This window comes from Ignatzschineria sp. LJL83, assembly GCF_054871845.1.
This window is the reverse complement of record NZ_JBTXLY010000013.1, coordinates 1-25294: the sequence shown is the minus strand read 5'-3', so window position 1 is coordinate 25294 and position 25294 is coordinate 1. Positions and strand designations below refer to the sequence as shown.

The following is a 25294-nucleotide window of genomic DNA, read 5'->3' as shown; positions in this document are numbered from 1 at the left end:
GAAATTTATAAGAAAATCTATAAAGCACTTATAAAACCCTTATAAAATATTTATAAAAACAGATAAAACACTCTATAAAACACTCTATAAAACAATACATTCAAAACATAACACTCGCTATTTTACACGATTTTTTTAAGAAACTTAATAAACTTAATAGTTAAAGAAGCTAAAACCTCATGACTGAAATAACAAAAGACCTCAAAGCCCACACGCCGATGATGCAACAATATTGGGAAATTAAATCTCGATACCCCAACATGCTGCTCTTTTATCGCTTAGGGGACTTTTATGAGCTCTTTTATGATGATGCCAAAAAAGCCGCGAAACTCCTCGATATTACCTTAACTCAGCGTGGAAATTCTGCCGGCGCACCGATTCCCATGGCGGGAATCCCCCATCATTCCTCAGAAAGCTATCTCGCAAGATTACTGAAACAAGGCGAATCCGTTGCCATTTGTGAGCAAGTCGGCGAAGTCACCGGCAAAGGTCCTGTGGAGCGAGATGTGGTACGAATTTTAACGCCGGGAACGCTGACGGATGATTATCTCTTAGATGCTAAAAACGACAGCATTACGGCAGCGATTTTCAAAGTCGATGAGAAATGGCTGATCGCTTGGATTAACCTTGCGGCGGCGGAGTTTTCGCTAATGCCGGCATTATCACAAGATGCGATGACGGCGGAGTTGCTTCGCATTAAGCCTTCTGAAATCGTGTATAGCGAATCCACCATTATTCCGCCGGCGATTCGTCATTTATGTCACTTTACGGCATTTCCTGATTGGCATTTTGATCAAGAACGCAATTACACACTTCTTTGTGAGCATTTCAAAACTCAAAGCTTACAAGGCTTTTCCCTCGAAAAAAGCCATTTAGGCATTCATGTTGCCGGCGCACTTCTTACCTATGTGAAAGAAACCCAGAAAGATCCCTTAAGTTATATCAATCAAATTACGCTCGAATCCATTGATGATTCAGTGATTTTAGATATGACAACGCGCCGGAACTTAGAAATTGAGCGCACGCTTTACGGCGAAACAGAGAATACGGTTCGTGATCTTTTAGATGAATGTCAAACGCCGATGGGTTCACGCCTCCTTTCCCGTTGGTTAAATCGTCCGCTTCGAGATCATAAAATCCTCAACGAGCGCCTCGATCTTGTAGAATCTTTAGAAGCGAAAAGCGATCATGATGCGATCTACAAAGCGTTACAAAATATCGGCGATTTAGAACGTTTAGTGACAAGAATCGTGCTGAAAACTGCTCGCCCAAGAGATTTAACACAGCTTCGTAAAATCCTACAAAATACGCCACAAATTGTTGCCGAAGTTTCTAAAAATAGCCGTTTATGCGAGATTAATCCGCTCTGGCTTGAATGGCTTCAACCACAACATGAACTTTGCGAGCTATTAGAAACGGCAATCGTCGATGAACCGCCCCTTTTGATTCGAGATGGTGGCGTGATTAAAGTGGGTTACGATGCCAATTTAGATGAGCTCATCGAGCTGAGTACAAAAGGCGATCAGTTCTTACTGAATCTTGAAACCAAAGAGCGTGAACGCCTCAATATTCCTACCTTAAAAGTGGGGTATAACCGGGTTCATGGCTATTACATTGAAGTTTCGAAACTGCATTCAGACAAAGTGCCGACAGAATATGTTCGCAGGCAAACCCTTAAAGATGTGGAGCGCTATATCTACCCTGATCTGAAAGAGTTTGAAAACAAAATTCTCTCGGCAAAAGAGCGTTCTTTAGCCCTTGAAAAGCTCCTTTGGGATCAGCTTCTAGATAAAATTGAACCGCATCAAACGGCGCTTCGATTACTCAGCGAAGCCCTTGCGAATATTGATATCTTCATTACTCTTGGATTACTCAAAAATCGTTATCAATGGTGTCGTCCTGAATTTCGCAAAGAGATCGGCATTGAGATCCTGAAAGGTCGTCATCCGATTGTAGAACGCGCCCTTTCCCGTCCGTTTATTCCGAATGATCTTCATATTAATCCCGAATCTAATATGCTGATTGTGACAGGACCAAATATGGGCGGTAAATCTACCTATATGCGCCAAACAGCGCTCATTGCTCTGCTTGCACATATTGGCTCATTTGTGCCAGCAGAGAGCGCAAAACTTGGCCCTATTGATCGTATTTTTACTCGAATTGGCGCACAAGATGATCTTAACTCCGAGCAATCGACCTTTATGGTGGAGATGACAGAAACCGCCACAATCCTCAATTACGCAACCGATCAGAGCTTGGTATTAATGGATGAAGTTGGGCGAGGAACCTCCACGCTCGATGGTTTATCCCTCGCTTGGAGCGCTGCCGTATATCTCACAGAAACGGCAAAAGCGATGACGATTTTCGCCACGCATTACTTTGAAATGACAGAACTGGAAGAGCTCTACTCTACCGTGAAAAATCTTCACCTTGATGCCGTAGAATACAAAGATGAAATCATTTTCATGCATGAAGTCAAAGCCGGCGCCGCTTCAAAAAGCTACGGTTTACAAGTCGCAGCCCTTGCCGGCGTTCCGAAAAAAGTGATTGAATCAGCGAAAGAAAAACTCTCTGAATTAGAACAGAGTTTCTTAGCGGCATCCACAAAACATCAATCATCAGAGCAAACTCATAAAACTGAAATGCCGGCAATAACACTGGCAGAAATGGCTAATCAAACAGAGAAAGCAACCTCAGCAAAACCATCAAAAATGCCAAGCCCACAAGCAGAACTGCCATTATTCATGGAAGCAATGCCTTCAGAAGTGGAAGAGGAAATCAGAGCAATCGATGCCAATGATCTCACGCCAAGAATGGCGCTCGATCTCATCTACGCTTGGCAGAAAAAACTTCGTTAAGGAACTAGTGCCAGAGATAGTACATTCCAATATTATAAAAATGACTTTTAATAGCGGGCGAGAATTTCCAATAAGTATGCAAACATAATATCCCGCTATGAGTCAGCCCTTTACAGAGATTAAAACACATTCAAATAGATCACTTTCAAAATAACTCCCGAGATTACATCACCATGACAACACCATTACTCAATTACAAAATCACAACGCCGGAGGTTGAAAAACATTCCACTCCGATTCTACTAATGCATGGATTATTCGGCGATATGAATAATCTCGGCATGATTGCACGAGGATTGGACGAATATACAACCATCCAAATTGATGCGAGAAATCACGGAGAATCATTTCACAATGATGTGATGAATTATGATGTGATGGCTGAAGATATCGTGCGATTGCTCGATCATCTGAACATCGATAAAGTGATTCTCATCGGTCATTCCATGGGCGGAAAAGCGGTAATGACCGTAACAAAGCTGATTCCTGATCGTGTGGAAAAGCTCATTATTATTGATGTTGCACCGGTTTCATACAAGGTGCGCCGGCATGATGAAATCCTGAGCGCTCTTAAAGCGGTGGAAAGCCAAGAGATTACCGATCGCCGGCAAGCCGCTGAACTCATGGCGGAATATATTACGGAAGGAGATTTCGTCATTCAATTTCTCCTCAAATCTTTCCGAAATGGCGCATGGCGCTTTAATGTTTCGGCATTAGATGCTGAATATCAAGCTGTTTCCGGCTGGCAAATCATTCCTGCATGGAAAGGCGAAGCATTCTTTATTATCGGTGGCGATTCCCCTTACGTCACAAGAGAATATCAAGCAGGTATCCAAGCGCAATTGCCAAATGCTTCCGCCGTTGTCATTGCCGGCGCAGGTCATTGGGTACACGCACAAAAGACCGATTCTGTCATTAGAGCGATTTTGAAATTTTTAAACAAAAATGTTTAAAATCGCACTTTAAATACTCAAATCGCAAAATAGACCATTTTTTCATTGACAGAAAAGCCCTAAAGCTCATAGAATAGCAACCCTAAGCCGGAGTGGTGGAATGGTAGACACGGGGGATTCAAAATCCCCTGCTGAAAGGCGTAAGAGTTCGAGTCTCTTCTTCGGTACCATTTTTAATTTAAAAAAGCCTGTATATCAATAGATTACAGGCTTCTTTTTTATTCCAAGGGACACAAAAGAAACGCTTTATTTTTACTTCTCCCTTTTAATGAAACTCTATGAGCTTCTTTATTCCCAAATTCTTTCTGATTTTAGTGGTTATTTCCCAATCTTCCCCGTCACATCTCTCGCAACCGCAATGCTGCCGATGACTTTTCCATCTGTATCTACCACTAATGAAAAGCTCATTTCCACATAGATTTTTCGAGTATCGTCCTTATGAAGCGCTCTTGTTAATGTGGGATTGCCGGATAATTGTAAGTTGCCGCTTTGAATGGCTCTTTCAAAACCTTGCCAATGCGCTTTTCGGATCTTTTCTGGAATAATAATATTCAGACTTTCGCCGATAGCGTCTTCTTTTGTAAAACCAAATATACGTGTTGCAGCGCCATTCCACCTTTGAATATTGCCGGCAAGATCTGCAAAAATTAATGCATCATTCATCTGCTCTATAATCTGTTCTGAAAGCTCATAATCCTTCATATCGTGACTCCTTTTCAGTTTTACTGATATAAACTATTTAGAAAATAGTCTATCGTTTATTTTCTATCATAATTCTAATTAGATTTTTTGCACAATCTATAATTATAATAAAACGCATATTCTAATTAATCATTAACGCATACTTTTATGAAGGAAATCATTGCATGTCTTTTCAAGAATCGATTCACATAGCATCATCTAAAGAAGCTATATTTGCACTATATAGAGATATTTCTAATTGGAATCAATGGGACGATGAAGTTGAAGCTTCCGCTATTACCGGAAGTTTTTCAACAGGTTCTTCAGGATTTTTAAAACCCCTAAAAGGCCCTAAGTCTAAAATCTATCTTGCTGATGTAAAAGATAACCGATCATTTACTGTTACGAGTAATCTTCCCCTTTGTAAAATCACATTTGAGCATGAAATCATTCCTATCCAAGACAACCTCATGAATGTGATTCATCGAGTTAGTTTTTCGGGAATTTTAAGTCCTTTATTTGGAAAAATTATTGGAAAGCAAATCCAAAAAGGCTTACCAAAATCGCTTTCAGGTCTAAAATCATCTGCTGAAAAACTCAGCCATCAATAATACAGATTCAGATAAATAAACTGCTCTTTCCTATTGCGAAAACAAGCAATTATGGGGATATTAAGCAACGTAATCCGATTACTATAAAACACAAATAAAGGAATGATCATGAAAACAGCTTATATCGTTCAGACTTTCACAAAACAAGGTTCTCAACTCATTACTGATACGCCAATTCAATGCAGCAATGCAGATGAAGCGATTCACCGAGCGGAAAAATTTGCCGAGATACGCGCCGGCGTGATTGCGGTATCTCAAGAATATGATGAAGAAACTGGGGATTTTGGAAAATTAGTCGTATTAGCAAAATCAGGAGAAATTCCTGCCGGTGCTATTGGAAGTGACGATTAAGGATCAATTTTGCGCAAAAACGTGAATTTCTGCACTTATTTATCATTTTTTGTAAATAGTGCTTGTGTTTATTCAAAAACTCTATAGTATGGCTACTTCATTAACGCGGGGTGGAGCAGTCTGGTAGCTCGTCGGGCTCATAACCCGAAGGTCGTTGGTTCAAATCCAGCCCCCGCAACCACATTCAAAAGCTCGTTATTTAACGAGCTTTTTTTACGTCTATCGGTTTTGCTTCTCTGAGCCAAAACAAGCATTAATTAATAATAGAATGAATCTTAGTGATGATTTAAGAAAGTTCAACTATAAATAGAAGCTGATTCATCGCTGGGTCGAATGTTTGCATTCTTCTCAAGATCCCGTGCCAGCACTGTTAATCCTTTTTAGAGTTTTAAACCGTTTAAATCATTTAAACCAAAATGACGATTAATATAGTGAAATCGATTTAAAAAACTCCATTACTAAACAGAGGCTGATTCATCGCTGGATCGAATGCTTGCAGCTTTTTGTAAATCTCGTGCCAGCAGTATTCATTCTTTTTAAAGTTTTCAGTAAAGAAAAATGACAATAATATTGATATTGCCCATCATAAAATTGCCGGTAATAAAAAAGATCATCTCAGTTTATGAAGATGATCTTTTAACTTTTCTATGACGAATTTATATTCCGAATTTATCTATGATTGATTATTGCGACAAACCTACAAAGCTCATTAAATCTCGGTAGAACATTCTTGCGCTTACTTGATAGCCTTTAGAAGTTAAATGCACTTTATCTTTGCCGGCAAGTTCTTCTCTTTCCCACTTCTCAATACTACACTGCCCGCCCATTGCTTTTTGCCAATCCCAATAGAGTAATCGCTCTGATCTTGCTACGGAATATTGCACTTCTTTTACCGCTCGATAAGATGGCGGCATACGATCTACGCAACTGCCATTTGCATCACGTAATAACGCATCTGGCGGACTCATTAGAAGAATTGCGGCATTCGGTAACTGCATTCGCACATTACGAATACTATCGATGAGATTCTGCTTATAATCCTGAATATCGAAAATCTCGTTAAAGGCTTCATTCGTGCCATATTCTAAAATGACGAGATCACTTTGGGTAGTACGTAATTCTGCAAGCCATTCCGGTGACCAGCGATTCCAAATCGCAAGCTGTGCGCCATTTGTCGCAATAGAAGAGACAATTGCGCCCGCTCGGTTACTCTGCTGTAACCATATTCCGCCAAGCTCGACATTACGATCATTCGCCATAATTCTAAACGGCATCGGCGTTCTGAAATCCATTGTTTGCCAACGCCCGATGCCACTCATGGAATTTGTGAGATTCAGACGTCCAATATCATTCGTAATGGAAATATCTTCGCTACCCCGCGCTTTCAGAACCATTTTAATATCCCAAAGATCATGACTTTTCTCAGGATTTGCGAGCGTTACGTCAATATAGCCGCCAACTCTTGTGGGTTTTGCAATATATCCGCCCATCGGAAAATCCAAGTCACTTGTCGATCTACTACTAGATAACTCCCAATTTCCGCTCTTCCAACGTACTTCAGCATTTCGCTGCCCTCGAACATTCATCGGCGTTACCCAACCAATGCCGGCATTTCCTAATCGGCTTTGTAAAGAATCTCTCAGTGCGCCGGTAAAGAGATCAGCGGCGCTATGCGAATCCCCAAATTGCGTGATCTTCACAACTTCATTGCCGCCTTGCGCAATCATCTGCATTTTCGCTCTGAGCTGTTCTGTATTGCGTTCACCAAAATCCGTAATGCCGGGACCGACATCTCGCTGATAATCGCTCATATCATCTGCGCTACATGCTGCGAGTAATAGCGCAACCATCATCATTACGCCATTTTTTAATACTTTCATTCTATTCCCTTATCTATTTATAGAAGCTCATATTGCAATGGTGAGCACATAATCTCATAAAATTCTATTCAATCTACTTATTCAACCTAACTATTCGATCCATATTAAGCATCCAATCGAATATTCAGGCATTTTCTAAAACCAACTAAAACCAATCCAAGAACAATCTAGGAACATCTTAATAATTGATTTTTATAACTTATTTCCATGTTTATTTTCAATCGAGCATTTTAGCTCTATCTTATTTAAAAGCGAGTTATTTACACTTTTAATGCGTTGATTCTTCATTGAAAGTTTCCGTTTCCGATAATAGCTCAAGCTTAGGTGCTTCCAGCTTTTCTGAAGATTCTCTCGCTTCTTCGGCCTCAATCACTTCCGCTTCTATCTCTTCAACTTCTTCCCGTTCAATGGTCAATTCTTCAATGATTCTCTCGGCAATTAATCTTTGCCCTGCGACCGTAAAGTGAATTCCATCGTTCGTTCGAACCTTTCGATTTCCCTCTTCGGTTTCCACATAAGCGCTATATTCTTCATCGCTACAACCTAAAATATCGTTCGTAGGAATGTAATGCCCATTGAACTTTTCCATCTCGGATTGATAAATCGTATTGAGATACACCATCGATTGATGCAGTTTATCCTTTCGCATACACGGTGCGCCGAGCCAAATCACCGGCAAATCATATTGATGTGCGGATAGTAAAATCTTCTGAACTCGCTCACGATATGCGCGCTCCCAATCTGCACTTTTAAAGCGTAAATATTGCTTTCTTCCCGGCACCGGAAAATCCCAAGGATCATTTGCACCCATATAGACCACAACTGCTTTGATATCCTTATCCTTGCTCAACGTATCTGCAACCACTTGTGGCCAGTTATAAAATTTCGGATACGCAAGCCCTGTGCTCTGCTTACTCAGATCAACGCCATCAATATTTTCAGACTTATGAAGGGATTGACGAACTCTTGGCGCAACGCCTTGCATTAAGGAATCGCCCACAAAAAAGAGCTTATCACCGGCAGTGACAATCACATCACTTGGCAACTGCGGAATTTCAGGGCCGTAAATAAACACTTCAGGCGCAACATCCTGCTTAACATCAGCACCAATCTCTCTATTCGCAATTGGATCATTCTCGTCGAATACTTCTTTCCCTTCTACGCCCTGATTATTAGCATGATGATCTTCTTTCTGATCTGCCGTATTTTGATAGCTTCTAGCAAAGAGTCGATCCGCTTCTTTAATTCCTTCTTGTGAAATAATCTCCGTGCGATATTCCAAATCATCTACCAAATCTTCTTTCGAGCCATTTTTAACTAAACCATACTCCTCAAGAACGGATTCGCCCCATTGCTCAATCGATACTAACGGCGATTCTTCATGATATGTTTGCGCCCAATAGACGTTGATGGATTCTCGGTATAGAAAGAAAATACCGGCAAGCGTGAGAAGCAGAATATACGCCACTTTTAATTTCGACATTATTCTCTCCTTAGAAACTTGCATAGATAAATTGTGGAATGCCGGAAGGTGCTAAATAGATCACGATCCATAAAATGGCAACGTAAATTGCCGGCAATAGTAAAAACGGGATTTTTTTCGTGACGTTCACAAACAGCGCCGGCAATTTTGTAAGAAGCGGATAGATCACAAATATCGCAATCATTAACAGCGCCAAAATCCCAAGCGGTTCGTAATAGAGCGTGATATCGCCAAAGTTACGATAGAGCGCCGTAATATATGCCATAGAATCATCGAAACTCTCGCTTCTAAAGAAGAGCCAACCTAAACAGACATAGTTGAAGGTTAAAAAGCGAAAGAGATATTTCCGCCAGCCAATGCTCTCTTTTCGCATTATCACTTTCACATGAGCTCTTGCCATTCCTTTCCGAAGAAGTCTTCGCTCTTTGAACTCATCTTTAATATTCAAAAATACAACGCCGATGCCATGAATTGCGCCCCAGATAAGAAAGTTCAGAGTTTCTCCGTGCCATAATCCCGACAAAATCATACCGATCATGACATTCACTTGCGTACGTGAAAATCCTTTACGATTTCCGCCTAAAGGAAAATAGATATAATCCCGAATCCATGTAGAAAGACTGATATGCCAGCGATTCCAGAACTCTTTCAAGCTCGTTGCTAAATATGGCGCATTAAAGTTTATCGGCAATTTAAAACCAAGTAACAGCGCAATTCCCGTCACTAAATCCGTATATCCTGAGAAGTTTAAGTATATTTCTACGGCATAAGCATAAACTCCTAAGATAAGCTCAACCGTATGATGTTCACTTGGGTTATCGAAAACCGGCTTCACAAAGGCTTGTGAGAAAAATGCGCTCAGCCAATAGACTTTAATCACTGCGAGAATAATCAACATAAACGCGCGGTGTGGTTCAATCACATTTCTTGGACTTGTTGCTTGAATTTGTGGCAGAAACACATTCGCTCGATTAATAGGGCCAGCAATAATACTTGGGAAAAATGAGAGAAAAAGTGCAAAGTCAAAAAAGCTCACAGGCGCAATTCCACGCCACTGATCTTCCGGCAATCCAACCTGCTTCTGATCCACTACTCTTTCATAAACAGAAACCAAATAGCTCATCGAATGGAAGGTATAAAAAGAGATTCCAATGGGCAAAATAATCTCGGCAATAGGCAACGTTAAATCAATGCCAAATTCACTAAGCTGATGTTGTACTTGCGGTGCGAAAAAGTTGAAATATTTATAAACCGCTAGATTCCCAATCGCCACAAATACGGAGATCACAAGCCATAATTTCGGCCATAAGCTGTATATAATACAGCTCGAAAGCAAGTAAATGGCAACAGTATAACTTCCCAATATCAGCGCAAAGTTAATATTAAATAACCCGACAATCAGGTAGCTACTGATAAGTAAAATCAGGTTTTGAATCCCAACAGAAGACCTAAAGCTCCAATAAAACAGAAAGAAAAGCACAAATATTGCCGAAAACTCTATTGATAGATAACTCACAATGCAACCTTACTTATCGATTTTGATAATTTTTAATAATATGCAATTTGAATGCTCAATTTGCATTTCTTCCATTTTAAATGGCTTTCAGCTTCAAACAATCATCCTTGATTCATTCAGATGAATCGCTCATTTTACGGATTTAAGATTGAGTTTCAAGCAAAGTATTTGATTCGTAATCAAAAGCATACTTATATTAAATATCCTCTTATTTTGGTCAGCAAGAATCCCCCATCGGTCATTATTATCAACATCCAAGCATCAGATAGGGTAAGCCAACACCTATTTGTAGCAACATTGTATAGCTTACCCATTCTAAATTATTCTATCGATACTAATATTTCTACTCTAACTCTTTCCCAGAAGTCTCTGGAACCAAAAATAAAACTAACATGCTAATTAAAACAGTTCCTATAACATAAAACGATGGTGATAATGGATTATGCGTCCACTCAAGGAGCAAAGTCACAAAAAACTGTGCAAAACCTCCAAATATCATCACGGAAAATCCGTAAGAAATAGATAGTCCTGTTGCTCGAATTCTACTCGGAAAAATTTCGGCACACATGACGATACTCGCCACGCCATTTACTGATAAAAATATTGACAATATACCTACAATGATTATTAGGACTGTGGGTTCTGGATATTGATTCAATATTAAAAAAGCAGGATAGATCAAAATAATAGTTGCAAGCCTGCCCCAAAAAATCATAGTCTTGCGACCTATTTTATCAGTCAACTTTCCCATAAAAGGAGCTAAAACTGCTTGCACAATTCCTGTTGTTGTAATCCCCCAAACAGCATATTTAAACTCCATCCCTAATTGAGAAGTAGAATAATTTGCCATATAAAATCCTATAATGTACGTTGGGGCGGTAATCCCAAGGATAAGTAAAATACCTGCTATTAACAACTTTACTTTCTTTTGAAATAACTCCCGTAATATCTCTTTTCCTTTCACGTTTTCAACATCTAATGTTTCAGGAAGATTTCGGCGAATATAAAGCGCTATAGGAATAATAATCAAACCAACCGCAAATGCCGCACGCCAGCCCCAAAGCTCCAGTGCCTCTATTGGCAATAATATCCCGAGCACCCCACCAATAAGTGCAGCAAGCAACTGACTAAAGCTTTGCCCAAACATCTGCCAACTACCATAAAATCCTCGACTATTATTATCCGCGTACTCCATCAACATTGCTGTCGAGGATCCCAACTCACCACCTAATGAAAATCCTTGTAGCAATCTAGCAAAAATAATAAGTATAGGCGCTAAAACCCCAATTGCTTGATAGGTTGGAGTAAGTATAAAAATAATAATCGACAATGCCATCAGTGATAATGTCAAAAGAAGCGCTGGTTTTCTCCCATATTTATCCGAATAAAGCCCAAGAAATATAGCCCCTAGCGGTCGAGAAACAAAACCAACCCCTAATGTAGCAAAAGATAATAGTAACTTTACAAACTCACTTTCAGCGGGAAAATATAATCGCCCTAGAAGAACTGCAAAAACTGTATATATACCAAAGTCATAAAACTCTATTGCATTCCCCATCGTAATGCCTACAACATTTTTAATTCTTGTCTTTTTATTGTCGTACTTAGAAACTTTAAACATAATTCCCCTCCTTATTTGGTCATTAGTTTATTTTTTGTTTTTGATAAGCAAATAAATGCAATCCTCCTATTTTTAAATAAAAATTTAAACCTGTTTAAAATAACGTGTACAGTTCTTATTTTCATAAATTTAAAACACAACCAAAATTACTACTAAATTGTAATTACAGCGTTTTATTTACTATACACAAAAAAACTTGATAGTACTTAAAACTCATTATTTTCAAAAACATAGGGATAGTTTCTATTGAAAAAAATAAAAAAAGATCAAATCTTGGAAATAGATTTGATCTTTTTTCATTTTTATACACTCATGCTGAAGAATGGTTTTGTCTGTTATGATCTAGTCAAATTCTCCTGCCGCTTTTCGTTTTAACATTTGGGGTTTTGTCCATACATAATAAACGAGCACCAACCAAATAAGCCATACAACACCGGCATATAAGGCGCTTCTTGCAGGTTCGTAATATCCTAAAACACCTATTACAAAAACCATAAATGCGATTGCAATTGCAGGTCCTACAGGCCAAAAAGGAATCGGGAATTTGAGCTCTTTTGCCTCTTCTGCTGAAAGTGTTCTACGCATTGCAACTTGAGATAATAGTACCGTCAACCAAACCCAAACGGTTGCAAATGTTGCCATTGCCGCAATGACAAAAAATAGATGTTTTGGGAAGAAATAGTTTAATACTACGCCCAAAATAAGAACAAAGAACATTGCGCCTACAGAATAAATAGGAACACCATTTTTAGAGAGCTGGCTATAAATTTTCGGAGCTTGTCCTTGTTTTGATAAACCATACATCATTCTTCCGGCGCCAAAAATATCACTATTAATCGCTGAAACTGCCGCCGTAATCACAACTAGATTTAAAATATTCGCTGCAGATTCTATTCCTAAACCGCTAAATATTGTCACGAACGGACTTCCTTGTAACCCTATTTGATTCCATGGAAAAAGTGAAAGCAGCACTAACATTGCTAAAAAATAGAATAGTAGAATTTGTACAGGTACAACATTAATGGCCATTGGAATTACTTTTTCAGGATCTTTCGCTTCTAATGCCGTTAATCCCAAGGTTTCTACACCTCCAAAGGCAAAAACAACCACACTAAACGAGATAATCACGCCGTGCCAGCCATTCGCCATAAATCCACCATGGCTCCAGAGATTACTGATAGAGCTTTCTGCACTACCATCCGTTGATAACTCCATCCCCGATAATAAAATGTAACCACCGGCAACGATCATGACAACAATCGCAACTACTTTCAGTAAAGATAACCAGAAACCTAATTCTCCAAAGAGCTTTACGGTACAAAGATTAATACCACATAATAAGATGGTAATTCCAAGTGCCCAAACCCACGGCTCGACATCGGGATACCAAAGCCCCATATAGATTGCAAATGCTGTAACATCGGCAATACAAACAAGCGCCATCTCAATGACATACGTCCAACCCGTAATATATCCCGGCAAAGGACCTAAATATTTAGTGGCATATGCCCCAAATGCTCCGGGTAATGCCTGATGCATAATCATCTCGCCGAGCGCTCGCATCACCATAAATACGGCAATACCGGAAATTAAATATGCCAATAAAACAGCAGGTCCGGCAAGTTGGATTGCATTCGCAGAGCCATAGAAAAGCCCTGTTCCTACTGCTGATCCTAATCCTATAAAAAGAACATGCCGTGTTGTAAGGCCTTTTTTTAATTGTTGTGTGGCCATAGTAAAACCCCCTTTCGATCTTATAGATCTAAATTTTTATTCAATAAGTGCCATTCCTAAACTCCTTGTATTATTAGGTGCGAACAAGTCTTCGCACCTATCATCCTATTTAAATTGTTAAGCGATTAACGAAGCTTATCGCCTAAGGCTGATTCAACTTTTACAATAAAATCATGATTAATAAGATCAATCGCTTTATGCATATCAATATAGGTAATTCGATCTGCTTCTAATGCAGGAATAAGCTCACGAATACTATCATATGCAACCTTTGTTCCGACGCCTAAAGCCTTATTTGCATCAGATTTATTCAAGTCAATTGCTTGGCAAGCAAGCATTAGTTCCATACCAACGACAGATTTTGCGTTATTAAAGATATCTTTAGCTTTACGTGCCGCGATCGTTCCCATACTGACATGATCTTCCTGGTTGGCTGATGAGGGAATAGAATCCACACTCGCAGGATGCGCAAGCACTTTATTCTCTGAAACAAGAGAAGCTGCCGCATATTGCACAATCATATACCCTGAATGAAGACCACCATTTTCCGTTAGAAATGCCGGTAAATCATTATTAAGCGCCGGATTCACTAATCGCTCGATGCGTCTTTCACTCACGTTCGCAATCTCGGCTAAAGCGATTCCTAGGAAATCGAATGCAAGTGCCATTGGTTGCCCGTGGAAATGGCCACCGGAAATTCCCATGTTTTTATCACGAAGAATAATCGGGTTATCGGTTACCGAGTTAATTTCAATCTCCACACGAGATTTCACAAAATCAATGGCGTCATGGCTCGCACCTTGAATTTGCGGCGCACAGCGAAGCGAATAAGCATCTTGAACACGAAGATCGCCTTGTCGCGTGGTTCTTTCACTATTTTTAAGAAGCTTTAAAAGATTCTCAGCAACAATTCCCTGCCCTGGATGCGGACGAAGCGCATGAAGTTCGGGAATAAACGGATCGGTAATGCCATTCAATGCCTCAATCGTTAAGCTTGTAGCGATATCATTGGCTTTTAGAAGTTGAATCGAATCGTATACCGTTAAAGCGCCCACCGCCGTCATGACTTGTGTGCCATTAATCAGCGCCAACCCTTCTTTCGATGTAAGCTCTAATGGTTCAATACCGGCACGTTTCATTGCTTCAGAACCTGCAAGCATTTCGCCTTCAAATTCCGCTTCTCCTTCCCCAAGCATTGGTAAAACCATATGCGCTAACGGCACTAAATCGCCACTTGCGCCTAAAGAACCTTTCTCATAAATACGCGGATGAACACCTTTATTTAGAAGTTCAATTAAGGTATTTAAAGTGCATAGACGAATGCCAGAGAAACCTTTCGCCAAGTTATTAATGCGAAGGAGCATAATCGCGCGAACAATTTCTTTACTAAACGTATTACCAATACCGCAAGAGTGGCTAATAATGAGATTTCTTTGAAGCTCTTTTGCTTCATCTTTAGAAATATGAACATTACTAAAATTCCCAAACCCTGTGGTAATACCGTATACAACTTCGCCAGAGTCAACCAATTGATCCACATATTCACGAGATTTCTCAACTTCACTAATCGCTTCTGCTGTTAATTCAATTTGATAATGATGTCTTGCAACATTGACAATATCTTCCAATGTAAGAGAGTTTCCATCAATTTTTATCATTGTCATATTCTATTCCTCTTCGAGATAATTAATTGTAATAATCTAATTTTTTAATAATGCAATTGGGGTATCACGATCTTTTACTCATTTTTATATGAGATCATTGATACGTTTCGATAGGTGCTTTTTAATAAAAAAAGTGAATAAACCCCATCTCCCAAGATCATCTCCTATGTTTCTTAGGGTTTTAAAATATGTTATGAGAAAATCATCCTGATCAACTCTTAGAATTCTGATGCTCTTAAATCATCATCTTTCATGCCACATGATTTATATATAATCGGTATATGATCGATATCTGATTTAAGATTTCCTCATTCAATGTTCTGTCATGCATGAATGAGGATTTAATGAATAAAAACATTCATTCTATGAATATTTTCAGAAGTATTAATGCGTAATATTTCCTTCAAATACACGATGAACTAGTGGGTTATATCCCACTTCATAGAATATCTCTACAGGATCTACGACATCCCAAACGACAAAGTTTGCGACAAATCCTGCTCGAATTTGTCCATGACTATTTTCTCTATTCAGTGCCTTTGCCGCATTTCTTGTTACGCCAGCCATTACCTCTTGTGGCGTTAATCCAAACAGTACACATGCTGCATTCATCGCTAGTCTTAATGATGTAAATGGACTTGTGCCAGGATTGTAATCTGTAGAAATTGCCATCGGAACGTTATATTGTCTTAGCAACTCAATGGGTGGTTTCTGTGTTTCTCGTAAAAAGTAGTAAGCAAGTGGTAATAATGTTGCAACCGTTCCTGATTGAGAGATCGCTTGAATCGCAGTTTCATCCAAAAACTCAATATGATCAACTGATAGCCCATTATATTGGGCAATAAGCTCACTTCCACCCAAGTTAGACATCTGCTCCATATGCCCTTTTACCGGAATATGAAGTGCTTTTGCCGCTTCAAATACCTTTTTAGTCTGCTCTAATGTAAATCCTACGGATTCGCAAAACACATCCACTGCTTCAAAGCTCTTTTCTGCCCATAAAGTCGGAAGGATTTCTTGGCAAACAAGATCGATGTACTCATCGCCGCGATCTTTGTATTCTAAGGGAATTGCATGCGCTGAAAGTAATGTTGGGACAACTTCAATGGGATACGTTTCACCCAGCTTTTTAGAAACAGCGAGCTGTTTTCTCTCACTTTCTAAATTCAGACCATAACCTGTTTTTGATTCTAAGGTTGTGACACCATCTTCTGCCAATGCCGCCATTCTTGGATAAGCTCTATCATATAGCTCATTAAAAGTAGCTTCTCGTGTATTTTTTACCGTAGAGTTAATCCCACCGCCATTTGTAGAAATTTCTGCATAAGGAACACCATTTTGACGAAGTTCCCATTCTTTTGCACGATTCCCCCCAAAGACAATATGGGTATGACAATCTATAAATCCTGGAGTAATCAGAAGATCATCTACCTGATGAATGAGCGCATCCTCAGGCATTTCATAACTCCCTTCTTCCAATAGAGCCACAATTTCTTGATCTTTTGTAAGTAGATCATATCCTTCAAGCAATCCATAATCTTGCGTTAAAGATGAATCCATAGTCGCAATCTTAGCACCTCTCCAAATGGTAAGTCCTTTAATTGCATGAAATGATTGACTCATATTTTATCCTCATCGTTATCGTGATTAATAAAGAAATAGTATCTTATAAAGATCTCATCTTTTATCTTTTATAAAAGGATTTGTATTCCATCCTTTTCATTCGTTCTTCGTTATTTTATGAAGCATTTATTAAGTCGTTGCTGAACATAAACGTAAAATGCAAAAAGTACTGCTATCAAAACCAACATTAAACTATTGAGCTTTTCCAGCAGTACTTCCTACTATTTTCAATGTATTACAAGTTTTTTACTTAATCATCGGTAGGTTAAGTCCTTGCTCTTTTGCACAGTTAATTGCAATTTCATAACCTGCATCCGCATGACGCATCACACCTGTAGCTGGGTCATTTCTTAATACTCTTGCAACACGTTTATCGGCATCTTCAGAACCATCACAGAGGATAACAACTCCTGAATGCTGTGAGAAGCCCATACCAACACCACCACCATGATGCAAAGAAACCCATGTTGCACCGCCAGCAGTATTCAATAATGCGTTGAGTAATGGCCAATCTGAAACTGCATCTGATCCATCTTTCATGGATTCTGTTTCACGGTTAGGAGAAGCGACTGATCCTGAGTCTAAATGATCTCGGCCAATCACAATCGGCGCTTTCAATTCGCCATTACGAACCATTTCATTAAATGCTAAACCTAATCTTTGACGATCTTTCAATCCAACCCAGCAGATACGCGCCGGCAATCCTTGGAATTCAATACGGTCACGCGCCATATCTAACCAATTATGAAGATGTGGATTATCTGGAATCAGCTCTTTTACTTTTTGGTCTGTTTTGTAGATATCTTCAGGATCCCCTGATAATGCTACCCAGCGGAAAGGTCCTGTTCCTTCACAGAAAAGTGGGCGAATATATGCCGGTACAAATCCTGGGAAATCAAAGGCATTTTCAACACCTTCTTCAAGTGCCATTTGGCGAATATTGTTTCCATAGTCAAATGTTGCTGCGCCACGTTTTTGAAGCTCTAGCATTGCTCTCACTTGTTTTGCCATGCTTTTTCTTGCTTCACGCTCTACTTCAGCTGGATTTGAGGTGCGCTTCTCTAGCCACTCTTCCATTGTCCAGCCTGATGGTAAGTAACCATTAATCGGGTCATGTGCACTTGTTTGGTCTGTCACAACATCCGGCGTAATGCCTCTTTCTACTAATTCTGTAAAGATATCTGCGGCATTACCTAAAAGCCCGATAGACGTTGGCTTTCCTTCTTTTTTCGCAAGTTCTAAGAGCTCTAATGCTTCATCTAACGTTTTTGCTTTTTTATCGACATAACGAGTTTTCAATCTGAAATCAATGCGTGTTTCATCGCAATCGACAGCAATGGTATTGAATCCCGCCATTGTTGCCGCTAAAGGTTGCGCGCCACCCATTCCGCCTAAACCGCCGGTAAGCACCCAACGACCTGATGGATCGCCATTAAAATGCTGTTTCGCTGCCGCAACAAATGTTTCATACGTTCCTTGAACAATTCCTTGCGAGCCGATGTAGATCCAAGAACCTGCGGTCATTTGTCCGTACATCATTAAACCTTTTTGGTCTAATTCATGGAATTTTTCCCAAGTTGCCCAATGCGGTACGATATTCGAGTTCGCAATTAAGACTCTTGGCGCATCTTTATGCGTTTCAAAAACACCGACAGGTTTTCCTGATTGCACTAATAACGTTTCATGATCTTCAAGATTTTTGAGCACTTCCAAAATCTTATCAAAGCATTCCCAATCTCTCGCTGCTCTTCCGATGCCGCCGTAAACAACTAAGCTTTTTGGATGCTCTGCAACTTCTGGATCTAAGTTATTTTGAAGCATTCTGTAAACAGCTTCTGTTTGCCAGCTCTTACAAGTAAGCTGATCCCCTTTAGGTGAACGAATAACACGGCTATTATCTGTACGATGTGACATAGTAATTAACTCCTCTAGCTCTTTTTATCGATATCTACTAAGATCGTTTCATTCTTCTCAGTATTTAAATTCATCTTTTGCTGCAAATGTATATACATTTGTTAAAGCAATGTATGTAATTAACCATGTTTTTTTGATTATGGCAAGTGTTTTTTATATTAAGTATAGATAAATTAACATATTGATATTATTAGTATTATCGTATTAATACATTGATAATCCATTTATAATCAAGCAATTATCAGGGTTTTTAAGAAAACTTTCACTTCAAAGCCCTATAACGGCATGATAGAATCCTCTATCAGTTACTCCCAAATAATTATACATTTAGATGCTTATTAGCTTCTATCTTCAAAATTACTTTTCAATAAGACGTCTGCTTATGGCTATTCCAAAATTTAAAAGCATTAAAAATTATCTACTTAACAGCATTGCCTCTGGCGAGTACCCTCCTGGCTCTCAAATTCCTACAGAATTAGAATTGTCGGAAAAATTTGGTGTGAGCAGAATGACAGTAAATCGTGCGGTTAATGATTTAACGACACAAAATGTTCTTACAAGAACCGCGGGGAAAGGTACATTTGTCACAGGACAAAAATCAGCCACATCTCCGGCAAATATTGGGGATATTAAAAAAGAAGTACTAGAACGCGGTAATCAATATGCCGTAAAAGTCTTAGCGCAAAAGAGCACTCCTGCGGATGATGTGACTGCATTAGGATTAGGGATTCATACAGGTGCTAAGGTTTACTATTGTCAACTCATTCACTATGAGAATGGGTTACCCCTAATTTTAGAAAATCGTTATATCAACCCCATCTTTGTACCTGAGTTTATTGATCAAGATTTTACGCAATACACACCGACGGGCTACTTGCTTGAGAAACACGGTTTAAGCCGAATGGAACAGGCAATAGAAGCTATCGCTTGCACATCTCAATATGCAAAACTCCTTGAGATCTCTGAAGGTGAACCTTGTCTTTATATTTCAAGAAGAACGTGGGATAAACATAATATCATTAGTGTTTCCTCATTTTTAGCGCCGGGAATGCGATACAAATACTTCTTTGGTAGAAATTATTCTTCCTAATAATCTTCCTCGGCATCATAATCATACTATTTACCATCAAAAGGCGCTTACTACTCTCGTAATAAGCGCCTTTACATGTTTTCAACTCCTATAGTTCTATAAATATAGAAGTTATCGAAACAATCGCCTCAACACCGATACTTCCTATTCAGGATTTTGAGTATTATTCCCTACAGAATCAGAGCTATTTTTTGCCGTATTCACTGTTGATTCTTTCGAAACTATTGAGTCTGTAGACACTTGAACTTGCGCTGTATTATCAGCAGTTTGTGCAATTAAAAAAGGATTTTGATCATTATTAACGTTAAGCGTTTCTGTTGGATACGCTAAGTCCGCACCATGCTTTTGAATAATTTCAATCATCGAAAAAAAGATCTCTTGTTGAGCCTCTAACCACTCTTCCCACTTTACTGTTTTCGTAAAACAATGGACCATAATATTCAAAGAAGAATCAGCAAACGCATTGAAGTTTACTAATAAATCTTGAGTCTGATCAATTTTATCACTACTTCGCAACATCGATCGAAGCTCATCAATAATCGTCGACATTTTACTAGCATCTTCACAGCGAAGACCTAATACAACATCGATGCATCGATTTGTCATTCGTCCTGGATTTTCAATCGTAATGGATGAAAAAAGAGAATTTGGAATATAGAGCGGTCTATTTTGAAATGTCATGATCTTTGTCATTCGCCAACCAACTTCTACGACAATGCCTTCTATTTCTCGATCTGAAGATTTAATCCAATCTCCAATTTCAAAAGGTCTATCAAAATAGAGCATCACGCCGGAGAAAAAATTCCCAAGAACATCCCGACTGGCAAACCCTAAAGCTATTCCACCAATCCCTCCAAAGGTCATGAGTCCTGATAGACTTAAACCAAAATGTTCACCAAAAAGTAGAACAACACTAATAAAAATAGTGATTTTTAAAACTCGTGTGATAAACCTTGCTGAAGTTTTATCTGCCCCTTTTTTAATCTGAACCTCTTCTAAGCCATTTGCAAAAAAGAATAAGATTTTAATAGCAATTAATGCGAACAAAAGCGTTTGAATATAATTAATTGTTTCTACTGAAATAAACTTAATGTGAAATTCTTTTAAGGCCATTTCGAGGTAGTTAGTGAAAACGATAACTCCTGCATACAGCGTTCCACCTAAAAGGAAATGAAAAATAATACCTTTTTTACCCAAAGTATGCTTTTTAGCAACAAAGTAAAAAAGTATGCTCATCAACATAAATCCGCCGAAAAGCGCCATTCCTATACCATATTTTATCATCATAGGATCTGTCATTTAGAAATATTCCTTTTTCAAATTTATTCCATCCATAGAACCATTACTATTTAAATAGCGTGAAGAATATGCTGAATATCTACAGTAAAATCTTCATTTATTCTAATCTATATTCCTACTTTAAGTATCACTATCATGAGTAAATCATCAATCCTTTTGATTTCCCCCGAAACAACGGACAAAAAAATAGATAGTGATACATCATGTAAACACTATCTATTTTCGATTTTCACTAAAACAACTATCAACAAAGTATCTATTAGCTGATATGTAAGATATACACTCTTTCTTAAAATTGATATGCCGTTGAATCTGCTAAAGATACAATATCTTTAAGCATAATTATGACAGATGATCCGTCTCTAGTATAGATATCTGATGGATTAAAGTAGTCTATTGTATCTTTCTGAATTCCTTGCTTTTTAAAGGAACCTAATAGTTTTCCTTTATTATTAGATTTTACTGCCACAATTTCGGGTATTTCCACCACAGGCACAGCAAACATCTCTTTTTCCAAAGCTAATTCTGATAACGCTAAAACCTTGGGAATATAAGCTCTGGTAATTTCAGGAAGTTCAATATTCCAATAGTCATCTGGCTTACCAGCATCTCTATTTTTCTTCATGCTTCGAAGGACTCTACCCTCTCCTGCATTGTAGGCAGCTAACGTTAATAACCAATCGCCATCAAAACGCTTATTTAAATATTCTAAATAATCTAATGCGGCTTCAGTAGCTCTTACTAAATCGAGTCTGCCATCAGACTCTTTTGTTACTCGTACACCAAATGTTTCCGCGGTTGGTTTTCCTAATTGCCACAACCCGATATGTAAGCCATTACGAGCATTCGGTTTATAGCCACTCTCCACTAACGGAACGAAAGCTATTTCTAGCGGCATATTGCGACGTTCTAACTCTTTTACCACATAGTTGAAAACAACTAATCCATTCTCATCTAAATGCGTAAAAATCGCTGAATTTTTAGTTTCAAAATTATGAATCATCTCCTTAACACGAGCATGATTTTTATCGCTGATCTGCATTCCATTTGATAACTTTGTCGACAACAACATCTCTTGTGGATTCACTCTATCAATGCTCTTGCTAAAACTCCAAGAGAACACTGAAGAGACTAATACGCACAAAGAAACGCCTAATTTTAACTTTAAATCACAAGCTTGCTTTTTAATCATCCTAATCATTCACATTATTGAACACAAAAGGATTATATCCCAAGATGAACAAAAAAACTCCTTTATTTTTTATATATCCATCATAAATTTACTAAATATCTCTGATAGATATATAATATTTTCAAATTAAAAATGCCCGATAATTCGATACCCGTGGTATAAGAGAATATTTAAACATTCTTATAGATAATGCGGTAAAATAGCCCTCATGACAAGCCAGAAAAATCGCAAAAAAATCCTTTTAATTAACGGTGTTAACTTAAATCTCCTAGGGTTGAGAGAACCTGAAATATATGGCCACACAACCTTAGAAATGCTTGAAGAACACCTGATTAAAAAATCTCAAACGCTTGGTTTTGATTTACAAACCCTGCAAAGTAATCGTGAATACGAAATCGTAGATGCGATTCACCAGGCTAAAACAGATAACATTGCCGGAATTATCATTAATCCCGGCGCTTTTACTCATACTAGCGTTGCTATTCGGGATGCTTTTTTAGGAGTGGATGTTCCTTTTGTTGAAATACATATCTCAAATGTGTATCAACGGGAGACATTTAGACATACTTCCTATCTATCAGATATTTCAAAAGGTGTGATAGTTGGTTGTGGTCTTTATGGATATGAACTTGCACTACTTAATATTACGAATATAATCTCTAGCAAATAGATCATAAGGAGATTCCCCTTCGGAATCTCCTTACATTTTTCAAATAGGAGCAAATCTTAATGGATATTAAAGAAATCGAAAAACTCGTAGAACTCATTGATAAATCCTCAATTGATGAAATCGAGATTACTGACGGTGAAGAATCACTCCGTATTAGTCGTTTTCCTAAAGAAACTCAAGTATTCACTGGCCAAATGCCAATGATGCCACAAATGCAAGCAGCTCCAGCGCCGCAAGCAAATGTTCAAATGCCATCAGTTGCAACAACAGCAGCTCCTGAAGCTGCACCGGCAGAATTATCAGGTAAAATTGTTCGTTCACCAATGGTAGGAACTTTCTACCGTGCGGCATCTCCTACTTCAGCGGCATTTGCAGAAGTGGATCAACAAATCAATACTGGCGACGTTGTTTGCATCATCGAAGCGATGAAAATGTTCAACCAAATCGAGTCAGAACTTTCAGGGAAAGTAGTTAAATTCTTAGTTGAAAATGGTGAACCTGTAGAGTTTGATCAACCTCTAATGATCCTTGCATAAGGAGCAATTCGAGATGTTAAAAAAAGTATTAATAGCAAACCGTGGAGAAATTGCACTCCGTATTCTAAGAGCTTGTAAAGAGCTTGGAATTCAAACTGTTGCAGTTCACTCAACCGGTGATAAAGATTTAAAACACGTTCGCCTTGCGGATGAGTCTGTTTGTATTGGTCCTCCGGCACCAGGTTTAAGCTACCTCAATATTCCTAGCATTATTGCAGCAGCTGAACTTACAAATGCAGATGCCATTCATCCTGGTTACGGCTTCTTAGCAGAAAATGCTGACTTTGCTGAACGTGCGGAAAATTCAGGCTTCATGTTCATTGGCCCTAAAGCTGAAACCATCCGTATTATGGGTGATAAAGTTTCTGCGAAAAAAGCAATGATTGAAGCAGGCGTTCCATGTGTTCCAGGTTCTGATGATGCCTTAACAGATGATGCAGATGCAAATATCCTTTTAGCTCGTGAAGTTGGTTATCCTGTCATCGTTAAAGCTTCAGGCGGCGGCGGCGGACGTGGAATGCGCGTTGTTGAATCTGAGAAAGATCTTCTTCGCTCTATCGAGCTTACAAAGGCAGAAGCGCTTGCGGCATTTGGTAATCCTGAAGTATATATGGAGCGTTATTTACAAAAACCGCGCCATATTGAAGTGCAAATCTTGGCAGATGGTCAAGGAAATGCAATTCACTTAGGAGAGCGTGATTGCTCATTGCAACGCCGTCACCAGAAAGTTCTTGAAGAAGCGCCGGCTCCTGAAATTACGCCGGAAGAGCGTACACGTATTGGAGAAGCGTGTGTTGAAGCGTGTAAACGCATTAACTATCGTGGTGCAGGAACATTTGAATTCCTTTATGAAAATGGAGAATTCTTCTTTATTGAGATGAATACCCGTATTCAAGTTGAACATCCTATTACTGAGATGATCACAGGAATCGACCTTGTTCGTGAGCAGCTTAAAATTGCAAGTGGCATGCCGTTAACCATCAAACAAGAAGATATCAAGTTTGAAGGTCATGCTATTGAATGCCGTATTAATGCAGAGCATCATGAAACATTTATTCCATCACCAGGCATGATTACAACATATCATCCACCAGGTGGCCCTGGAATCCGTATTGATACCCATATCTATGCGGGCTATGCTGTTCCTCCTTTCTACGATTCAATGATCGCAAAAATCATCGCTTATGCGCCTACTCGCGAGATGGCAATTGGCAGATTAAAAAATGCACTTCATGAGTTAGTGATTGAAGGCATCAATACAAATGCGGAACTTCATTTGAAAATCCTTAATGATCCAACATTCTTAAAAGGTGGTATGGATATCCATCACCTTGAGAAAATGTTAAAAGAGAGCAAAGTTACTGCTTAATATCATTAAATATAATCATGTGATTATTTAATAAAACACAAACGTAAAAGCCACAAATATTGATTTGTGGCTTTCTTTTTAACCAGAATTTATAAACTGCATTTTTACAGCTACTTATAGTGCTTAGATCCAAGTATGAAGTGCGACACTTTTTAACTATCTGAAACGGAAGTAAGATGTGACAATGCTCCATTATCCATCCCTTCCCGGAGTTGAATTATGTCGCATTATTCACATCTTACCCTTGAA

The 25294-nt window shown here is 38.8% G+C and carries 19 protein-coding genes and 2 tRNA genes; 10 read left to right on the top strand and 11 right to left on the bottom strand.

Features of this window, described 5'->3' with window-relative positions; genetic code table 11:
• The first annotated feature begins 179 nt into the window (after positions 1 to 179).
• The 3 genes from mutS (at position 180) to ACYSN2_RS09070 (ending at position 3981) form a co-directional block, all read left to right on the top strand.
• The gene (gene mutS, locus ACYSN2_RS09080) at positions 180 to 2858 is read left to right on the top strand and encodes a DNA mismatch repair protein MutS (RefSeq protein WP_461749938.1); all 2679 of its coding nucleotides are present in this window, start codon (positions 180 to 182) and stop codon (positions 2856 to 2858) included.
• A 173-nt stretch (positions 2859 to 3031) separates the two neighbouring features.
• Complete coding sequence (locus tag ACYSN2_RS09075) at positions 3032 to 3811, top strand: alpha/beta fold hydrolase (RefSeq protein ID WP_461749937.1); 780 nt, start codon at positions 3032 to 3034, stop codon at positions 3809 to 3811.
• 86 nt (positions 3812 to 3897) lie between these two features.
• Positions 3898 to 3981, top strand: a tRNA-Leu gene (locus ACYSN2_RS09070).
• 148 nt (positions 3982 to 4129) lie between these two features.
• On the opposite strand, the gene ACYSN2_RS09065 is transcribed toward ACYSN2_RS09070, so the two are convergent.
• Entirely contained in the window at positions 4130 to 4513 is a 384-nt protein-coding gene (locus ACYSN2_RS09065) for a PAS domain-containing protein (protein ID WP_461749936.1), read from the bottom strand.
• 164 nt (positions 4514 to 4677) lie between these two features.
• Between ACYSN2_RS09065 and ACYSN2_RS09060 the strand changes: the two genes are divergently transcribed.
• The 3 genes from ACYSN2_RS09060 (at position 4678) to ACYSN2_RS09050 (ending at position 5635) form a co-directional block, all read left to right on the top strand.
• Positions 4678 to 5103, top strand: coding sequence for an SRPBCC family protein (locus tag ACYSN2_RS09060; protein WP_461749935.1), 426 nt, complete (start codon positions 4678 to 4680; stop codon positions 5101 to 5103).
• Between the two features lie 108 nt (positions 5104 to 5211).
• Positions 5212 to 5454 carry a hypothetical protein gene (locus ACYSN2_RS09055; protein WP_461749934.1) on the top strand — a complete coding sequence of 81 codons (243 nt, stop codon included), beginning with the start codon at positions 5212 to 5214 and terminating at the stop codon, positions 5452 to 5454.
• Between the two features lie 104 nt (positions 5455 to 5558).
• Positions 5559 to 5635, top strand: a tRNA-Met gene (locus ACYSN2_RS09050).
• A gap of 502 nt (positions 5636 to 6137) precedes the next feature.
• On the opposite strand, the gene ACYSN2_RS09045 is transcribed toward ACYSN2_RS09050, so the two are convergent.
• From ACYSN2_RS09045 to hutU, 8 genes are all read right to left on the bottom strand, one after another.
• Positions 6138 to 7334 (bottom strand): GDSL-type esterase/lipase family protein, encoded by a 1197-nt coding sequence (locus ACYSN2_RS09045; RefSeq protein WP_461749933.1) that lies wholly within the window; start codon positions 7332 to 7334, stop codon positions 6138 to 6140.
• 268 nt (positions 7335 to 7602) lie between these two features.
• The gene (locus ACYSN2_RS09040) at positions 7603 to 8817 is read right to left on the bottom strand and encodes an SGNH/GDSL hydrolase family protein (protein ID WP_461749932.1); all 1215 of its coding nucleotides are present in this window, start codon (positions 8815 to 8817) and stop codon (positions 7603 to 7605) included.
• 10 nt (positions 8818 to 8827) lie between these two features.
• Positions 8828 to 10333 (bottom strand): MBOAT family O-acyltransferase, encoded by a 1506-nt coding sequence (locus tag ACYSN2_RS09035; protein WP_461749931.1) that lies wholly within the window; start codon positions 10331 to 10333, stop codon positions 8828 to 8830.
• A gap of 343 nt (positions 10334 to 10676) precedes the next feature.
• Positions 10677 to 11954 (bottom strand): MFS transporter, encoded by a 1278-nt coding sequence (locus ACYSN2_RS09030; RefSeq protein ID WP_461749930.1) that lies wholly within the window; start codon positions 11952 to 11954, stop codon positions 10677 to 10679.
• 342 nt (positions 11955 to 12296) lie between these two features.
• On the bottom strand, positions 12297 to 13688 hold the full coding sequence (locus ACYSN2_RS09025) for an amino acid permease (protein ID WP_461749929.1): 1392 nt from the start codon (positions 13686 to 13688) through the stop codon (positions 12297 to 12299).
• Positions 13689 to 13813: 125 nt separating this feature from the next.
• A complete protein-coding gene (gene hutH, locus ACYSN2_RS09020) occupies positions 13814 to 15352 on the bottom strand; it encodes a histidine ammonia-lyase (RefSeq protein ID WP_461749928.1) in 1539 nt (512 codons plus the stop codon).
• Between the two features lie 384 nt (positions 15353 to 15736).
• Positions 15737 to 16975 carry an imidazolonepropionase gene (gene hutI / locus ACYSN2_RS09015; RefSeq protein ID WP_461749927.1) on the bottom strand — a complete coding sequence of 413 codons (1239 nt, stop codon included), beginning with the start codon at positions 16973 to 16975 and terminating at the stop codon, positions 15737 to 15739.
• Positions 16976 to 17221: 246 nt separating this feature from the next.
• Positions 17222 to 18889 carry a urocanate hydratase gene (hutU, locus tag ACYSN2_RS09010; RefSeq protein WP_461749926.1) on the bottom strand — a complete coding sequence of 556 codons (1668 nt, stop codon included), beginning with the start codon at positions 18887 to 18889 and terminating at the stop codon, positions 17222 to 17224.
• 382 nt (positions 18890 to 19271) lie between these two features.
• Here hutU and ACYSN2_RS09005 point away from each other — a divergent pair, with 382 nt between their 5' ends.
• Positions 19272 to 19979: a UTRA domain-containing protein gene (locus ACYSN2_RS09005; RefSeq protein ID WP_461749925.1), complete on the top strand. Its 708-nt coding sequence runs from the start codon at positions 19272 to 19274 to the stop codon at positions 19977 to 19979.
• Positions 19980 to 20123: 144 nt separating this feature from the next.
• Here the strand turns inward: ACYSN2_RS09005 and ACYSN2_RS09000 are convergent, their stop codons facing one another.
• Positions 20124 to 21278, bottom strand: coding sequence for a mechanosensitive ion channel family protein (locus ACYSN2_RS09000; protein WP_461749924.1), 1155 nt, complete (start codon positions 21276 to 21278; stop codon positions 20124 to 20126).
• Positions 21279 to 21567: 289 nt separating this feature from the next.
• Positions 21568 to 22470, bottom strand: coding sequence for a lytic transglycosylase domain-containing protein (locus ACYSN2_RS08995; RefSeq protein WP_461749923.1), 903 nt, complete (start codon positions 22468 to 22470; stop codon positions 21568 to 21570).
• Between the two features lie 208 nt (positions 22471 to 22678).
• Between ACYSN2_RS08995 and aroQ the strand changes: the two genes are divergently transcribed.
• The 3 genes from aroQ to accC are packed head-to-tail and all read left to right on the top strand — an operon-like array spanning position 22679 to position 25045.
• Entirely contained in the window at positions 22679 to 23140 is a 462-nt protein-coding gene (gene aroQ / locus ACYSN2_RS08990) for a type II 3-dehydroquinate dehydratase (protein ID WP_461749922.1), read from the top strand.
• A gap of 59 nt (positions 23141 to 23199) precedes the next feature.
• Positions 23200 to 23676 carry an acetyl-CoA carboxylase biotin carboxyl carrier protein gene (gene accB, locus ACYSN2_RS08985; RefSeq protein WP_461749921.1) on the top strand — a complete coding sequence of 159 codons (477 nt, stop codon included), beginning with the start codon at positions 23200 to 23202 and terminating at the stop codon, positions 23674 to 23676.
• A 13-nt stretch (positions 23677 to 23689) separates the two neighbouring features.
• A complete protein-coding gene (gene accC / locus ACYSN2_RS08980) occupies positions 23690 to 25045 on the top strand; it encodes an acetyl-CoA carboxylase biotin carboxylase subunit (protein ID WP_461749920.1) in 1356 nt (451 codons plus the stop codon).
• The last annotated feature ends 249 nt before the right edge of the window (positions 25046 to 25294 follow it).

Bases quoted from the DNA above. Each gene is read 5' to 3' on its own strand.
- ACYSN2_RS09025 (WP_461749929.1), bottom strand. From the start codon at position 13,688: ATGGCCACACAACAATTAAAAAAAGGCCTTACAACACGGCATGTTCTT.
- accB (WP_461749921.1), top strand. From the start codon at position 23,200: ATGGATATTAAAGAAATCGAAAAACTCGTAGAACTCATTGATAAATCC.
- ACYSN2_RS09065 (WP_461749936.1), bottom strand. From the start codon at position 4,513: ATGAAGGATTATGAGCTTTCAGAACAGATTATAGAGCAGATGAATGAT.
- ACYSN2_RS09055 (WP_461749934.1), top strand. From the start codon at position 5,212: ATGAAAACAGCTTATATCGTTCAGACTTTCACAAAACAAGGTTCTCAA.
- ACYSN2_RS09005 (WP_461749925.1), top strand. From the start codon at position 19,272: ATGGCTATTCCAAAATTTAAAAGCATTAAAAATTATCTACTTAACAGC.
- ACYSN2_RS09040 (WP_461749932.1), bottom strand. From the start codon at position 8,817: ATGTCGAAATTAAAAGTGGCGTATATTCTGCTTCTCACGCTTGCCGGT.
- ACYSN2_RS09075 (WP_461749937.1), top strand. From the start codon at position 3,032: ATGACAACACCATTACTCAATTACAAAATCACAACGCCGGAGGTTGAA.
- ACYSN2_RS08995 (WP_461749923.1), bottom strand. From the start codon at position 22,470: ATGATTAAAAAGCAAGCTTGTGATTTAAAGTTAAAATTAGGCGTTTCT.
- hutU (WP_461749926.1), bottom strand. From the start codon at position 18,889: ATGTCACATCGTACAGATAATAGCCGTGTTATTCGTTCACCTAAAGGG.
- accC (WP_461749920.1), top strand. From the start codon at position 23,690: ATGTTAAAAAAAGTATTAATAGCAAACCGTGGAGAAATTGCACTCCGT.
- hutI (WP_461749927.1), bottom strand. From the start codon at position 16,975: ATGAGTCAATCATTTCATGCAATTAAAGGACTTACCATTTGGAGAGGT.
- ACYSN2_RS09000 (WP_461749924.1), bottom strand. From the start codon at position 21,278: ATGACAGATCCTATGATGATAAAATATGGTATAGGAATGGCGCTTTTC.
- mutS (WP_461749938.1), top strand. From the start codon at position 180: ATGACTGAAATAACAAAAGACCTCAAAGCCCACACGCCGATGATGCAA.
- ACYSN2_RS09060 (WP_461749935.1), top strand. From the start codon at position 4,678: ATGTCTTTTCAAGAATCGATTCACATAGCATCATCTAAAGAAGCTATA.
- ACYSN2_RS09030 (WP_461749930.1), bottom strand. From the start codon at position 11,954: ATGTTTAAAGTTTCTAAGTACGACAATAAAAAGACAAGAATTAAAAAT.
- ACYSN2_RS09045 (WP_461749933.1), bottom strand. From the start codon at position 7,334: ATGAAAGTATTAAAAAATGGCGTAATGATGATGGTTGCGCTATTACTC.
- aroQ (WP_461749922.1), top strand. From the start codon at position 22,679: ATGACAAGCCAGAAAAATCGCAAAAAAATCCTTTTAATTAACGGTGTT.
- hutH (WP_461749928.1), bottom strand. From the start codon at position 15,352: ATGACAATGATAAAAATTGATGGAAACTCTCTTACATTGGAAGATATT.